The organism is Proteinivorax hydrogeniformans, from assembly GCF_040515995.1.
Lineage (GTDB): Bacteria > Bacillota > Proteinivoracia > Proteinivoracales > Proteinivoracaceae > Proteinivorax > Proteinivorax hydrogeniformans.
In genome coordinates, this window is the sequence record NZ_CP159485.1 from 995,979 (window position 1) to 1,011,792 (window position 15,814).

Consider the following 15,814-nt stretch of genomic DNA (forward strand, 5'->3'; position numbering starts at 1 on the left):
AAAAAAACAAGCCTGTTAAATTTAAGGCAAGTTATAAATGTAAATAGGAGGGCTATAAATTTGCGAATAATCATAGAAAAAGATTATAACTCATTATCAAAAACAGCGTCGCTTTTAGTGGCTAGTCAAACTGTGCTAAAGCCAGACTCAGTACTAGGCTTAGCTACTGGTAGTACGCCACTAGGAATGTATAATAACTTGATAGAAATGTATAAGAGAAAAGAGGTGGACTTTTCAAAAGTCACAACCTTTAACCTAGATGAATATTATGGTCTCTCTGCCAATCACCCGCAAAGCTACAATACATACATGCGCGAAAATTTCTTTGACCATATAAATATTCCTCCCAGTCAGTTTTATCTTCCTAAGGGAGATACCGAAAACGTCACAAGTGAGTGCTATAAATATGAGGAAAAGATTGCACAGGCTGGAGGAATTGATTTTCAGGTGCTAGGAATTGGAGAAAATGGCCATATAGGGTTTAATGAGCCGGATGAGAGTTTAAACGTCCAGACTAATCTAGTGGATTTAACTCCACAAACTATCCAGGCAAATAGCAGATTTTTCGACTCCTTTGAGGAAGTTCCCAAACAAGCTATATCCATAGGAATAGCAACAATAATGAAAGCAAAAAAAATACTGCTTTTGGCTTCAGGAGAAAACAAAGCAGAGGCCATAGCTCAAATGACATCTGGATACGTAACAACAAAGGTGCCGGCATCGCTGCTACAAACTCATCAAGATGTAATTCTTTTAGTAGATGAAAAGGCTGGTAAACTCTTAAGGTAAAGATGGGCGAGCGTTTTAAAACCATCTATCGCCAGAGGCATTTCTAAAAGTCATCCTTCTTCTATCTCACTAGTTTCCTGATGTCATCCTGAGCTTGCCGAAGGATCCAGCCCGCAAGGGCGCTAATTATAAACCCTAATTGGTCACGGTAAAGATTACGATACAAGCTACATGCTTGGTCCAAGCCCGTTCATAAAAGGTATTCATGATGGTAAGCCCCTGCTAAGATAACACTGTCAATCTGAACCATACCATAACCAAATAGGGGGCTCTCATCCATCTTCTATCTTACTGGTTTCCTGAGGTCATCCTGAGCTACGCCGAAGGATCTAGCCCGCAAGGGCGGAAGCCCCACACAAATGACAAACTCACGTAGGTCAGTTCAGGGTTTGTAATTTACTTCTGGGCTAAGGTAGTCCCCTGCTGTTTTTCCACATGCTCGACACCTTTGGCTTATAAGTCGACATGTCCATGTCTCTGACGTCAATGAAAGATAGCTTAACGCCAAAGGCTTACTCACAGGGAAAAAAGACGCAGATGACTAATACGCCCTGCCAGCAAATGACAAACCCTTCAGTAGGCTAAGCGGTCTACCCCTATCAAACTATCCAACTATCTTCTATCTTCCTGGTTTCCTGATGTCATCCTGAGCCACGCCGAAGGATCTAGCCCACAAGGGCGCAAGCCCCACACAAATGTCAAACCCACGTAGGTCAGTTCAGGGTTTGTCATTTACTTCTGGGCTAAGGTAGTCCCCTGCTGTTTTTCCACATGCTTGACACCTTTGGCTTATAAGTCGACATGTCCATGTCTCTGACGTCAATGAAAGATAGCTTAACGCCAAAGGCTTACTCACAGGGAAAAAAGACGCAGATGACTAATACGCCCTGCCAGTAAATGACAAACCCTTCAGTAGGCTAAGTGGTTATTCACTTTTTACAGCTTAGCAGGTAATTCAATACCTGCGGACATCGAAGCCCAAATGGTTCCTACTTCCAACTTCCCACTTCTCACTACTACTACAATACGCCCTGCCACTAAATGACAAACCCTTCAGTAAGCTCAAGCGGTCTACTCCTATCCAACTAACCAACTATCTTACTAGTTTCCTGATGTCATCCTGAGCTACGCCGAAGGATCTAGCCCGCAAGGGCGCAAGCCCCACACAACGAACCCCACCTTCCGTTTCCGCTTCCCACTTTCCACCTTACACTTCATTTAAGCTCCTGCTTTTATCCAGCAAATAACGGTTCTAATCATCAAAAGTAGATGATTAGAACCGTTTTTTACTGTTTACCTATATTTGCCCAGCCTCATATTTTTAAATAGATGTTAAAACAATCACATAATTATTAACAACCAACATTTATAGTGATACAATAACTTTAATACGTTAAAAGAAGGTGAAAAAATGTTAAAAGTAACAAATATGCACAAAAATTACGGAGATCTAAAAGCTGTGCAAGGAATAGACTTTGAAGTAAGGCCGGGGGAGATACTAGGTTTTTTAGGCCCTAATGGAGCCGGCAAAACTACCACTATCAAAATATGTAGCGGGCTTTTGCTGCCCACAGAAGGGGAAGTAACCCTCTGTGACTATGACATTGTAAAGGAACCAACACAGGCAAAAAAACAACTAGGTTATGTTCCAGACGATCCATTTTTGTATGAAAAACTAACAGGGCGCCAATTCTTAGAATTTGTTGGGGAAATCTACGATATTAACCCTCAAAATAGGCACCAGAAGATTGAGGATATGATGGAACAATTAGAGCTTACAGATAAAGCAGATGAACTTATAGGAAGCTACTCTCGCGGCATGAAAAGGAAAATCGCGCTAATGGCAGGGATTATACACTCACCTAAAGTTCTGCTACTAGATGAACCGACTTTAGGCTTAGATGCAGTTAGCGCCAAAAAAGCTAAGGATATAATTAAAGAAATGGCATACAAAAAAAATACAGCGGTGCTGCTGACAACCCATGTAATGGAAATAGCAGAGCAAATATGCGATCGCATAGCGGTAATAAACAAAGGCAAGCTAGTAGCAGTGGGCACTCTAGAAGAGCTACAGCAAAAAGCAAAAGATGGCACAACACTAGAAGAAGTCTTTGTTAATATAACCAAACAACAAACGTCGGATTTAGGGTAGGTGACTAGCGATGAATAACCTAACTCTGCTTTATAAAATCCAATGGAAGATGTTTGTAAACCGCTTTTTTAGAGACAAAAAACAAACGGCCATATCAGGCTTAGCTGCACTTGCCATTTTAGCGGTGGTAGCTGCTGTGATTTGGTTTTTTCGAGGACGGTTCTTTTATGATTTAGGACAGGGCAGCTATAAGGAAATACAACTAGCCTTGGCTATCGTTTTTTCTATCACTCTTATGATTATGTTTGCTTTTCAGTTTTTTGCAAGCCTTATAAACTTAGTGTCTAACTTTTATAAGTCCCCAGACATTAACTATTTGGTATCTACTCCACTGCCATCAGGGCTTGTGTTAATGTATAAGCTCATAAACCATACATTTAAAAGTATAGGTAAAGAAGCAGTATTTTTCTTCCCGCTATATATAGCCATAGCTATATCTATAAATGCAACAGCATTATTTTATATAATACTGCCAATAACCTATATTATAGTGGCAGCGATAGCGTCAAGTTTAGGAATCATATTCGGCATGATATTTTTACGTAAGTTTTCAATTAGAATTTATAGGTATTTAGTAAACATAGGAAATTTTATAGTTATCGCTGCGGTTTGGTTGCTTGCTCTTAACTTTATAACAATACCTGAACCCCTAGGGAAAATTGCAGAATTTATTTTAACAAGAGAAAATATAGCCCTTATTATTCCCTTTATATCAGGAGCTGAGCTATTATCAAATACTGCCCTAGGACTTGAGTTAACAGCGCTAAAACCATTGGCATACCTACTTGGAGTAGCTGCAGTCCTTATAGTATTAACCTACTACACAGCAAAGCATAACTTCTACGCTGGGTGGATGAACAGTACACACGTTGCAGAAAAGAAAACAACACCCATGCAGAAAAAACACAAGAAAACTGCCACAAAAAATTCGCACCCAATTTTAAGCCTGACAAAGTATGAGTTCATAAGAGCATCTAAAAACTATGACATTATGGCAGGGGCGCTACTTTTTTACGCACTGTATATAGGTATGATGTTTTACTTAAATACATCTGACATGGAATTTAAATTAGCAGCAGCCATCGCCATGGCAGCAGGGATGTTTTTTATATCCACTGGAACTGCCGTGCCATTTGTAAGTAGCGAAATAACCAAAAACCCACAAACAGCCAAATTCCAATACTCAACAATGAAGTTTTTACCTTTAAAATCAAAAGATATCCTATCAGCAAGAATTTTAATGATATTTATTCCTACGTTAGTAGTGCTGACCATAGGTTTGACAACCCTAGCAATTTCCTTAGATCAGACACTAACAGTAATCCTTATAGCTAACCTTTTGCAGCTTTTTATCCTAATAGGATATGTAACACTTAGTCAAGCATACGAGGTTATGTACTACCAACGCTTTTTTGAAAACCAAAAGTTTATAGGAGGACTAATATCACTGCTAGCACCAATAGTTTACCAACTATTAACCATAGGCCTTTTCATCCTATATCAATTAAAACCACTATTTCCAAACCTATGGCTAAACCCAATCCTAAACATACCAACCCTGGTAGCAATAGCAACACTAACAATACTCTGTCAACTAACATACACCTATAACTTAGGCAAAAAAGCCTGGGATAAGATGGAGTTTTAGGATAGCAGGAGGATAGCAGGAGATAGGAGAATAAAATAAATTAAAAAAAGAAAGCAAAAAGATGCGAGATAAAGGCGCACCTTTTTGCTTTCTTTTTTAGTGCATTTTTATAAAAGATAAAAGTTAAAAAAGTTTTTTTCTTTTGACATAATGTTGTCAAAAGAAAAGTATATAATTTTCTTAAAATTAAGCAGGGTAAAATTGGTATATGGAGAAGTAGTACAAAAGACTTTAACTATCTCAAATTCGAAACACTCAATTTTTAAAAATAGTTAGGGGGGCTAGTAATTTTAAAAAACTATAAAAAAACTAAGATAGCTCGAATAAGCGAAGATTCACGTATTCAGACTGTAAAAGAACATTTAACAAATGTCAGCCAGATCGCTGCTTCTAATGGGGAAAAAATTGAAGTTGGACATATGACGTACGTTGCTGGTCTATTACATGATTCAGGTAAATTAAGTACGAAATTTAAAGACTATATATTACAAAGTGTCAATGATGCTACCTATACCCCAAAAAGAGGTAGTGTGGATCACTCTACCGCTGGCGGAAAAATATTATTTGAAAAATTTCATAAACACAATTCAAATGTCTCTTTAAGGATTATTGTAGAACTATTGTGTAACACAATAATATCTCATCATAATGGTCTTACTGATTTTCTTTCTCCTACAGGAACATCTACATACTTAAGACGTTTAAAGGACAAAGAAATTGACAATTTTGATGAAATTATAGGTGACTTCTTTAATGAAATTTCTTCATTAGAATTGTTAGAAGAAAAATTACAGCATGCCGAAGTTGAGTTAAAGAGTGCCTTATATCGCAACCACCAGCATTCAAAATCTAAAGATCCAAATATAACAATAACTCTTCTAATGAAATATGTTTTTAGTTGCCTAATAGATGCAGATAGAACAGATGCTAGATGTTTTGATGAAAATATAAATTCTTTAGAACAGGCTAATAACGGAAATGATTTTAACCTTTACTATTCAAGATTAATTAGACATCTAGACTTACTAAATAAGGCAAACACAAGTAAAAGCAGGGTGGATAAACTAAGGGAAAATATGTCTGAACAGTGCGAAGTATTTGCAGATAGGCCTTCAGGTATCTACACTTTGTCGATTCCTACAGGTGGTGGCAAGACATTATCTAGCTTACGATATGCTATAAAACACGCTATTAAGTTTAACAAAGATAGGATAATTTATGTAGTACCCTATACTTCAATAATTGAGCAGAATGCTAAAGAAGTTAGAGAAATACTTAAGGACAATAAAAACATTTTAGAACACCATTCAAACATAATAGAAAATGAAGATGATGGTCCTTATGAAAACAATAAAACATATCAATTGGCAAGAGATAACTGGCACTCACCCATTATTTTTACAACTATGGTTCAATTTTTAAACACCATATATTCTAACAAAACAAGAGATATACGAAGGTTTCATCAACTCGCCAACTCAATAATTATTTTTGATGAGGTTCAGTCAGTACCGGTTAAATGCATAGCATTATTTAATGAAAGTTTAAATTTCTTAACGAATGTTTGTAATACAAGCATACTTTTATGTACTGCAACCCAGCCAGCTTTAGATTTTGTAGATAAAAAACTTGATAAGATTGATGGAGAAGTAGTTTCAAACCTTAGTGAAGTTACAAAAAGTTTTAAGAGGGTAGAGATAATCGACAAGACTAAGCATGATGGGTGGAGTACAGGTGAGTTGGTTACTTTTATAAATGAGAATCTTAACGAAGAAACGAGAAGCATTCTGATAGTTTTAAACACGAAAACGGTGGTAAAAAATTTGTACAAGAGATTACGACAAACAAAAGATGCAAAAGTTTACCACTTAAGCACTTCCATGTGTGCTGCTCACCGTTCTACAGTTTTAAATAAAATAAAAAGTGCGTTGCTCAATAAAGAGAGGGTAGTTTGTGTCAGTACGCAGTTAATCGAGGCTGGGGTTAATATTAGCTTTGAGTGTGTAGTAAGATCTTTATCCGGTGTGGACTCAATTGCCCAAGCAGCAGGGCGATGTAATAGACATGGGGAGGTGTCTACAAAGAACGTTTATGTCATCAATCATAGAGAAGAGAGCTTAAATCACTTAAAAAACATAAAGACTGGAGCAGAAATAACAAATAAAATACTCCTTGATAAAAAATATGGCCATGTCAAAGAAGATTTACTTTCACCTAAAATTATGAGTCTATACTTTACTAATTACTATACCGAACTACAAAACAAATTAGAATACCCGATTCCCTCTTTACAAGATAATCTATACGAACTGACTAAAGGTAGTAATAAGTATAAAGAACATTATCGAAGCAAGTCCGGCAGGGACTTCCCATTAGCGCTGTATTCAAGTGTTAAAACAGTAGGCGATTATTTTCAAGTTATTGACCAAAAGACTACCTCTGTTTTAGTCCCTTATGGTGAAGGTGCTGATATAATTTCAGAGCTAAACGGAGAACTAGCTATTACTGAGCTATCTTTAGTTTTAAGGAGAGCTCAGCATTATGTTGTGAATGTATACGATTTTGAACTCCAAAAACTTAGCAAGTCAGGAGGTTTAGTATATTTGTTAGATGATAAAGTTATAGCATTAAAAGAGAATGCTTATGACTTAGATTTTGGAGTTTCAACTGACGAAGAAGGAAAAATGTCAACCCTTACTATATAAAAAGGAGGTTAAGTATGAGAAATCAAGTTGAATTTGAAGTCTATGGAAAGTATGCCTTGTTTACAGACCCTGCAACGAAAGTGGGAGGAGAGAAATTATCTTATCAAGTTCCAACATACCAAGCATTAAAAGGTATAATGGAATCGATTTATTGGAAACCAACTATTATTTGGATAATAGATGAAGTGCGGATAATGAATGCAATAAAAATGGAAGCCAAAGGAGTCAGGCCTATTGAGTATAAAGGAGGCAATACATTAGCAAGTTATACTTATTTAAAAGATGTTAGGTATCAAGTGCGAGCCCACTTTGTTTTTAATCGTCACCGGCCTGATCTAGATTATGATAGAAATGAGCATAAGCATCATAAAATTGCTAAAAGGTCTATAAAAGCTGGTGGTAGAAGGGATGTATTTTTAGGAACTAGAGAATGCGTAGCTTATGTAGAACCTTGTAAATTTGGGGAAAGTGAAGGGTTCTACGATGGCTATGGAGACATACATCTGGGGACAATGATTCATGGGCTTAATTATCCTGATGAGACCGGATTAGATATGTTAGAAACTAGACTTTGGAACCCTATTATGCGAGATGGTTATATTTCCTTTATAAAGCCAGCTGACTGTGAAATAGTCCGACCAATTAAGAAATTAAGACCAAAAGGATTTTCAAAAGACAATTTAGAGCCAGCAGAAGAATTAGACAAGGAATTATCAAGAGAAGGAGGGATTAGATGGGATGGATGAATGACTTGTTAGAAACGTATGAAAACAATGTTAATCAAGTAGGTAAGTTTGAACAAAAAGGCGACAAAGAATTTACGCTAATACCAATCGCCCATACAACACAATACGCTCAAATAGAAGTTACAGTAGATGTGAACGGTGATTTTTTGCAGGCAAAAGTGGTGGATAAAGACAATGCTAATACCGTTATTCCTTGTACTGAAAGCTCTTCGAGTAGAACCAGTGCACCAGCTCCACATCCACTTCATGATAAGCTAATATATGTAGCAGGTGATTTTGAAAAATATGTGGGTAAGTTGAAGAAAAGCTCACCCCATAATAATTATATCGACCAGTTAAAAAAATGGTGTGATTCGGACTACGCAAACTATAAGGTTAAAGCTATATACCAGTATATTCAAAAAGGGACACTGATTAGAGATCTTATCTCAGCCTCTGTACTAGTAGGGGATAAAAACAATGTACTTATCACTAAGTGGTCTAAAGAGTTAGAAAAAAATCTTGGTTACAAACCAGCTATTTTTGAAGTTTTAAGTGAAACTCAAGATAAGGCCTTTGTTCGCTTTGATGTGCATCAACCTAATACAATAAATAAAAAGGTGTGGAAAGATAAAAAAGTCTATGATTCATTTATAAGTTTTTACAAAAACAGATTAGAAAAAGAAGATACATGCTATATAACTGGTGAAGTAACACCTAAAACGGAAACACACTTAAGTGGATTAAGAAGATCAGGGGATAAGGCGAAACTAATATCTGCTAACGATACCAGTGGCTTCACATTTAGAGGGCGTTTTAACAAAGGAGGTGAAGCAGTAAGCATAAGTTATGATGTTTCGCAAAAAGCGCATAACGCTTTAAAATGGTTAATATTAAAACAAGGAAAAAGTATTGATGGGAGAGTGTTTCTTGTATGGGGGAACGAAAATACCGATGCCCCTTCACCACAAGATGATGCACTAACATTGTTGAGTCAACTAGATCCAAACTTGACCGTTAGCAATTCTCTCCAGGTTAATACCCATGAAATATTTGCAGATGACGTTAATAAAGCAATAGATGGTTATAAAAGAGAATTATCCTATAATTCAAATATCATAATCATGATTTTCGACGCTGCTACACCTGGACGATTATCTATTAAATACTATCAGAATTTAAAAGAAAGTGAATATATTAAAAGGATACAAAAGTGGCACAACACTTGTTCTTGGTTACACCGATATAGAAAAAGCAATGAAGGTAAGCATATTAAGTTTTGTGGGGCACCAGCCACACGGGATATAGCAAATGCAGCTTTTGGTTTTAAATCTAGTGACAAATTGATTAAAGAAACAATGGAGAGGATGCTTCCTTGTGTTATAGAAGGACGGAAAATACCAATAGATATCATACGAAGTGCAATTTATCGAGCATCCAATCCAGTCTCAATGGAAAAATGGCAATGGGAGAAAACTCTAAGCATCACTTGTGCTTTACTAAAAAAACATTATGAAAAGGAGGGGTACGAAGTGGCCTTAGACGAAAAAAATAAAAGCAGGGATTATTTATTTGGTAGATTACTTGCTGTGGCTGACGTATTAGAAAGAAGAGCACTTTCAAAAGAGGAGGGGAGACCTACTAGTGCTTTAAGGTATATGAATGCCTTTGCGAGACATCCGGCTAGGACTTGGAAAACTATCCAGACAAACTTGCAACCTTATCAAGCAAAGCTTGGTAATAAAGGGATTTATTATAATCGCTTAATTGATGAAATAGCATCCAATATAAGTCTAGAAGATTTTAACAATAGAGCACTTGGAGGAGTTTATTTGTTAGGGTTTTATAGTCAAAGACATGAACTTTATAATGGCAAAAATGATGTTTAGAATTAAAATAACAAAAAATGGGAGGAAATTAAAATGTCTATTTTAGATTACAAAATTGACTTTGCTGTGGTATTTTCAGTAAAAAATGCTAACCCCAATGGAGATCCTTTAAATGGGAATAGGCCTCGTCAAAACTTTGAGGGTTATGGAGAGGTATCCGACGTATGCTTAAAAAGAAAGATAAGAAATCGACTTCAAGATAAAGGTGAGCCAATTTTTGTGCAATCAGATGAAAGGAAGAATGATGATTTTAAAAGCTTAAAGGAGCGTGCAGATTCAGTTACTGAGTTGAAAAAAACAAAAGATAAAGATGAATATCATGATATAGCATGCAAAACCTGGACTGATGTGAGAACTTTTGGGCAGGTTTTTGCTTTTAAAGGTGATAGCTCCACTTCGGTAGGAGTGAGGGGGCCTGTCTCAATTCATCCAGCTGTTAGCTTGCATCCAGTTGACATATCAAGTATTCAAATAACCAAAAGTGTAAACTCTACCACTTCAAATAAAAAGTCTTCGGATACTATGGGCACTAAGCACCGTGTTGACTTCGGCGTTTATGTCTTTTATGGAAGCATCAATACTCAGCTAGCAGAAAAAACCAAATTTACTAAAGATGATGCTGATAAAATCAAAGATGCTCTCTGCACATTATTTGAAAATGATGCTTCATCTGCTCGGCCTGACGGGAGTATGGAAATTCATAATGTATACTGGTGGGAACATAATTCTAAACTAGGACAATACTCATCAGGCAAAGTACACCGTTCACTATCATTGAAGTTAAAAAATGATGAGCCAAAATCCTATGATGATATAATTATTAAATTAAATAAGCTAGAAGGACTAGACGTAAAAGTTTATGAAGGAAAATAATGAAGAAAACTTTCTCATGTTATCAGGAATTCAACATTTTCAATTCTGTAAAAGGCAATGGGCTTTAATACACGTTGAACAGCAGTGGGAGGAAAATATAAGAACTGTGGAGGGCAACCATATACATCGAAAAGTTGATCAACCTCTAATTAAAGAAACACGGAAGAACAAGCTTATTATTAGATCACTACCTGTACAATCTAAAGAACTAGGAATAACCGGAGTTTGTGATGTTGTTGAGTTTATAGAAGATGAGTATGGTATTTCGGTTTTAGGGTCGAAGAAAAAATACGTCCCCATACCTATTGAATACAAGAAGGGGAAACCTAAAACTGACAAAGCTGACACTTTACAATTGGCAGCTCAAGCAATGTGCTTAGAGGAAATGTTAGTATGTCAAATAGATAAGGGGTATATCTTTTACAATGAAATAAAAAGAAGGGTAGAAGTACCCCTTAGTGGAAATTACAAAACTAAAATAAAGGACCTTGTTTCAGAGATGCATCAGTATTTTAACAAAGGTTATACACCTAAAGCAAAAGTTGGAAAGCACTGCAATAGTTGTTCGCTACAAAACATTTGCTTACCAAAATTATTAAATAAACAAACAGCCAGTAGCTACATTGAAAGGAAAATTAAAGGATGAAAAAGTTATTGAACACTCTGTTTGTGACCAGCCCAGATGTGTACTTGGCTTTAAACGGAGAGAATGTTGTGGTATTAAAGGAACAAGAGAGATTAGCCCAGCTACCTCTTCACAATTTAGAGACAATTTATACATTTGGGCACAGTGGTGCAAGCCCAGCACTAATGGGGTTTTGTGCTGAACAGGGGATTTCCATTGTTTTTTTAAACAGAAGTGGCAGATTTTTGGCCAAAGTAGTTGGTAAAAGTAGGGGTAATGTGTTGTTAAGAAAGGCTCAATACCGTATATCTGATCATGAAACTAAAAGTGCAAAATTGGCAGCAAACTTTATTATCGGTAAAATATATAATAATAAGTGGAGTATCGAGCGGGCAACAAGGGACTACCCTTTAAGGGTGGATGTGAACAAATTTAAACAGGCTTCGCAGAATCTTTCACAACTCTTAATAAAGGTTAGAAATGTGACTGACTTAGAATTGCTTCGAGGGTATGAAGGGCAAGCTGCTCTTATCTATTATGAGTTATTAGATGAACTGATATTACAGCAAAAGGAAAGTTTCTTTTACCACCAAAGAAGCAGAAGACCTCCTCTAGATAATGTAAATGCTATGCTTTCATTTGCCTATACTTTACTTTCAAACGATGTAGCAGCTTCTTTAGAAAGTGTCGGTTTAGATTCATATGTAGGATTTTTACATCGGGATAGACCAGGGAGAGCTTCACTAGCCTTGGATGTTATGGAAGAAATGAGAGGGATTTTTGCAGATCGTTTTGTAATATCTTTGATTAACAAAAAGATTGTAAATGAAGAAGATTTTATAACCAAAGAAAGCGGAGCTATTATAATGACAGATATGTGTAAAAAAAAGTTTCTAAAATACTGGCAAGAAAGGAAACAAGATAAAATTAATCATCCTTACCTAGGAGAAAAAATTTCTTGGGGACTTGTGCCGCATGCTCAAGCTATGTTATTAGCTAGGTACTTAAGGGGAGATTTAGATGAATATCCGCCATTTTTGTGGAAGTAGGTGAGACCATTTTAGTTGTTATAACTTATGATGTTAGCACCACCAGTGAAGGGGGAAAAAAACGCTTAAGGAAAGTGGCAAAAACTTGTCAAAAATATGGGATTAGAGTACAGAATTCAGTATTCGAATGCATCGTGGATTCAACAAAACTTAAGCAATTGAAATATGAATTGAATGCTGTTATTAACGAAAAAGAGGATAGCCTTAGGGTTTATAGATTAGGAGATAACTATAAAGGTAAAGTTGAGCATATTGGCACTAAAGAAGTAGTTAATATGGAAGAAGTGATAATTATATAGTGCGAGAGTAAAGCGCACATAAAATCAGTGTAAGATTCGCACACCTAATAGTAGAAAAAAATATAACTATTTAACTTTCATTAATAAAAAAAGAAGTATGTAAAGAGAAATAAATATTGAAAAATTACTTTTTGCCTTAAAAAGAGGCTGTTTTAAGGCAAAAACGCAGTCGCACCCCATGTGGGTGCGTGGATTGAAATATACTGTGTGCCGGCCTATTTCTCTGTCCCCTTGGTCGCACCCCATGTGGGTGCGTGGATTGAAATCTAAAAGCACTTACTATGGCCAGCCTGTAGTATAGTCGCACCCCATGTGGGTGCGTGGATTGAAATATCTGTCTTAATCACCTTGAAGTAGCGTAGGTTGTCGCACCCCATGTGGGTGCGTGGATTGAAATCTTGCTGTTATATCGCACTTTAGGTCCAGCAGCGTCGCACCCCATGTGGGTGCGTGGATTGAAATATTCATGCAGTAGTCTAAGAAATCTTCTACCTCATGTCGCACCCCATGTGGGTGCGTGGATTGAAATTCTAATATAAAGTTTACTGGTGTCATAGTCTTTGCGTCGCACCCCATGTGGGTGCGTGGATTGAAATCTAAAAGCACTTACTATGGCCAGCCTGTAGTATGTCGCACCCCATGTGGGTGCGTGGATTGAAATTTCGGTATGCTGGGTTTAGTGGCACTAGCACCTCGTCGCACCCCATGTGGGTGCGTGGATTGAAATCGTTAGCTGTACCTCTATATAGAAGGGATTATCGCGTCGCACCCCATGTGGGTGCGTGGATTGAAATTTTTCAGACATGAACTTAGCCGTATGACCTTCTACGTCGCACCCCATGTGGGTGCGTGGATTGAAATACCCTAACACATAAGATTCTTTTACATTTCTAAAGTCGCACCCCATGTGGGTGCGTGGATTGAAATATATTTAAATTATCGCCAGCGTATTTATGGAAGGTCGCACCCCATGTGGGTGCGTGGATTGAAATACCATTGCAAGGTTCGATTTTTCAGACTACACAATGTCGCACCCCATGTGGGTGCGTGGATTGAAATTTCTATAACTTTATCAGCTAACCCATGTACATCGTCGCACCCCATGTGGGTGCGTGGATTGAAATTTTGTATCTTTCAACCTTATCACCTTTAAACTCTAAGTCGCACCCCATGTGGGTGCGTGGATTGAAATAGATTAAACGTGTTGAGCGGTTCGATGCAGAAGGGTCGCACCCCATGTGGGTGCGTGGATTGAAATAATTAGGCGAACTAACCATTTGGAGCGGTGAAGGTCGCACCCCATGTGGGTGCGTGGATTGAAATTCCGGTGGAATACCACTTAAAAACCATCTCCACAGTCGCACCCCATGTGGGTGCGTGGATTGAAATTTGCTAGGTAAAGCCCACTTTTCAAATTCCTGGGTCGCACCCCATGTGGGTGCGTGGATTGAAATACTTGTGTCAACATCTAACACATTTAAACAGTTAGTCGCACCCCATGTGGGTGCGTGGATTGAAATTAAGGAGACATATGATATGCTTTACGAAAAACTAGTCGCACCCCATGTGGGTGCGTGGATTGAAATTTAATTTTATTCAGAATCTCGTCCCCAATGTTAAAGTCGCACCCCATGTGGGTGCGTGGATTGAAATTCGAAGCTTAGGGATATTAAGCTCCACATCCTCGTCGCACCCCATGTGGGTGCGTGGATTGAAATAACATATCTTTTAGTCTTGTGTCCTCTGCAGTTGTGTCGCACCCCATGTGGGTGCGTGGATTGAAATTTTCTTAAGTCTTTATATAGAAAGATACCAAAAAGTCGCACCCCATGTGGGTGCGTGGATTGAAATAATTATGCCTATATCCTTTTCTGCTAGATTTCGGTGTCGCACCCCATGTGGGTGCGTGGATTGAAATACTAGATCTAATTGGCGAGCCTTTGCCACATAAGTCGCACCCCATGTGGGTGCGTGGATTGAAATTGGTCTTACTAAATTGTTATCATCATCTATAAGTGTCGCACCCCATGTGGGTGCGTGGATTGAAATGCTTTTTTATATCGTTTTTAAGTCGCTCTTTAAAGTCGCACCCCATGTGGGTGCGTGGATTGAAATATTAAGTCGCCAAAATAATCTGTACCAAATTGAGTCGCACCCCATGTGGGTGCGTGGATTGAAATAATGAATTTAAGTCAAAACGAGGTGAAACCTATGTCGCACCCCATGTGGGTGCGTGGATTGAAATATAACTTCCATTTTGCTATGTCAATTGCAAACTGGTCGCACCCCATGTGGGTGCGTGGATTGAAATCATTGTTCAGGGTCTCCATTCCAAAATGATTCAGGGTCGCACCCCATGTGGGTGCGTGGAACTTTATTGAAAACAAGGAGAATCTAATCTTTTATGGTGGACCTGGCGCTGGTAAAACGCATTTAGGTATTGCTCTTGGAACCATGGCAATCAATAATCAGAAGTCTGTTCTGTTTTACACAGTACACTCCCTGATTAATGAATTAGTGAAGGCTAAAGAAGAACATTCTCATGAAAAGTTAATGAAGAAGATAGAAAAAGCTGATTTATTAATATTAGACGAATGGGGATATTTGCCTCTACATCAAGAGGGATCTAGGCTTTTATTTGAAGTTATCAGTTTTTGCTATGAACGAAAAAGCATCATAATTACTACTAATATGGAGTTTAAGTACTGGAAAAATTTCTTGTTTGACGAGAAGTTAACAGTAGCAATAATTGACCGATTAGTTCATCATTCACACTTATTATTTTTCGATAGAGAAAGCCACAGAAAGAAGCATGCGTTAATGAAGCAAGGTTAAAATTAACAACCGGATTGTACTTGCATTTTTCTTGGCCATTTTTTGTATTTTCCTATTGCCAAAAACACTATCAGAAAAGTTACACAGGTTGATTTAGGTCGCACCCCATGTGGGTGCGTGGATTGAAATACAAATTGCTAACAAAGTCTATCAAAGCTTTGTAATATTTGAGCTAAAGATATAGTTTACGGCCAGGCAATTAAATATAAATTATTAATAAATAAT

General features: G+C 37.4%; 11 protein-coding genes and 1 CRISPR repeat array. All 11 genes read left to right on the forward strand.

Going from position 1 to position 15,814, the window contains the following annotated elements:
* The first annotated feature begins 60 nt into the window (after window positions 1-60).
* The 11 genes from nagB to PRVXH_RS04760 all read left to right on the forward strand — a co-directional run bounded on the left by nagB (window position 61) and on the right by PRVXH_RS04760 (window position 15,589).
* Window positions 61-789: a glucosamine-6-phosphate deaminase gene (nagB, locus tag PRVXH_RS04710; protein WP_353894161.1), complete on the forward strand. Its 729-nt coding sequence runs from the start codon at window positions 61-63 to the stop codon at window positions 787-789.
* Between the two features lie 1,411 nt (window positions 790-2,200).
* Complete coding sequence (locus PRVXH_RS04715) at window positions 2,201-2,941, forward strand: ABC transporter ATP-binding protein (protein ID WP_353894162.1); 741 nt, start codon at window positions 2,201-2,203, stop codon at window positions 2,939-2,941.
* Between the two features lie 10 nt (window positions 2,942-2,951).
* Complete coding sequence (locus PRVXH_RS04720; protein ID WP_353894163.1) at window positions 2,952-4,589, forward strand: hypothetical protein; 1,638 nt, start codon at window positions 2,952-2,954, stop codon at window positions 4,587-4,589.
* 341 nt (window positions 4,590-4,930) lie between these two features.
* Window positions 4,931-7,294, forward strand: coding sequence for a CRISPR-associated helicase Cas3' (cas3, locus tag PRVXH_RS04725; RefSeq protein ID WP_353894542.1), 2,364 nt, complete (start codon window positions 4,931-4,933; stop codon window positions 7,292-7,294).
* Between the two features lie 14 nt (window positions 7,295-7,308).
* Window positions 7,309-8,040, forward strand: a complete 732-nt coding sequence (cas5c, locus tag PRVXH_RS04730; protein WP_353894164.1) for a type I-C CRISPR-associated protein Cas5c — start codon at window positions 7,309-7,311, stop codon at window positions 8,038-8,040.
* Window positions 8,028-9,908, forward strand: a complete 1,881-nt coding sequence (cas8c, locus tag PRVXH_RS04735; protein ID WP_353894165.1) for a type I-C CRISPR-associated protein Cas8c/Csd1 — start codon at window positions 8,028-8,030, stop codon at window positions 9,906-9,908. Before cas5c ends, cas8c begins: the two co-directional genes overlap by 13 nt.
* A gap of 33 nt (window positions 9,909-9,941) precedes the next feature.
* The gene (gene cas7c / locus PRVXH_RS04740; RefSeq protein WP_353894166.1) at window positions 9,942-10,781 is read left to right on the forward strand and encodes a type I-C CRISPR-associated protein Cas7/Csd2; all 840 of its coding nucleotides are present in this window, start codon (window positions 9,942-9,944) and stop codon (window positions 10,779-10,781) included.
* The gene (gene cas4 / locus PRVXH_RS04745) at window positions 10,768-11,427 is read left to right on the forward strand and encodes a CRISPR-associated protein Cas4 (protein ID WP_353894167.1); all 660 of its coding nucleotides are present in this window, start codon (window positions 10,768-10,770) and stop codon (window positions 11,425-11,427) included. Before cas7c ends, cas4 begins: the two co-directional genes overlap by 14 nt.
* Window positions 11,424-12,455 carry a type I-C CRISPR-associated endonuclease Cas1c gene (gene cas1c / locus PRVXH_RS04750; RefSeq protein WP_353894168.1) on the forward strand — a complete coding sequence of 344 codons (1,032 nt, stop codon included), beginning with the start codon at window positions 11,424-11,426 and terminating at the stop codon, window positions 12,453-12,455. The genes cas4 and cas1c overlap by 4 nt, the downstream gene beginning before the upstream one ends.
* A gap of 8 nt (window positions 12,456-12,463) precedes the next feature.
* A complete protein-coding gene (cas2, locus tag PRVXH_RS04755) occupies window positions 12,464-12,754 on the forward strand; it encodes a CRISPR-associated endonuclease Cas2 (protein ID WP_353894543.1) in 291 nt (96 codons plus the stop codon).
* Between the two features lie 168 nt (window positions 12,755-12,922).
* Window positions 12,923-15,132: a CRISPR direct-repeat array (repeat unit 32 nt; unit sequence GTCGCACCCCATGTGGGTGCGTGGATTGAAAT).
* 19 nt (window positions 15,133-15,151) lie between these two features.
* Window positions 15,152-15,589, forward strand: coding sequence for an ATP-binding protein (locus PRVXH_RS04760; RefSeq protein ID WP_353894544.1), 438 nt, complete (start codon window positions 15,152-15,154; stop codon window positions 15,587-15,589).
* The last annotated feature ends 225 nt before the right edge of the window (window positions 15,590-15,814 follow it).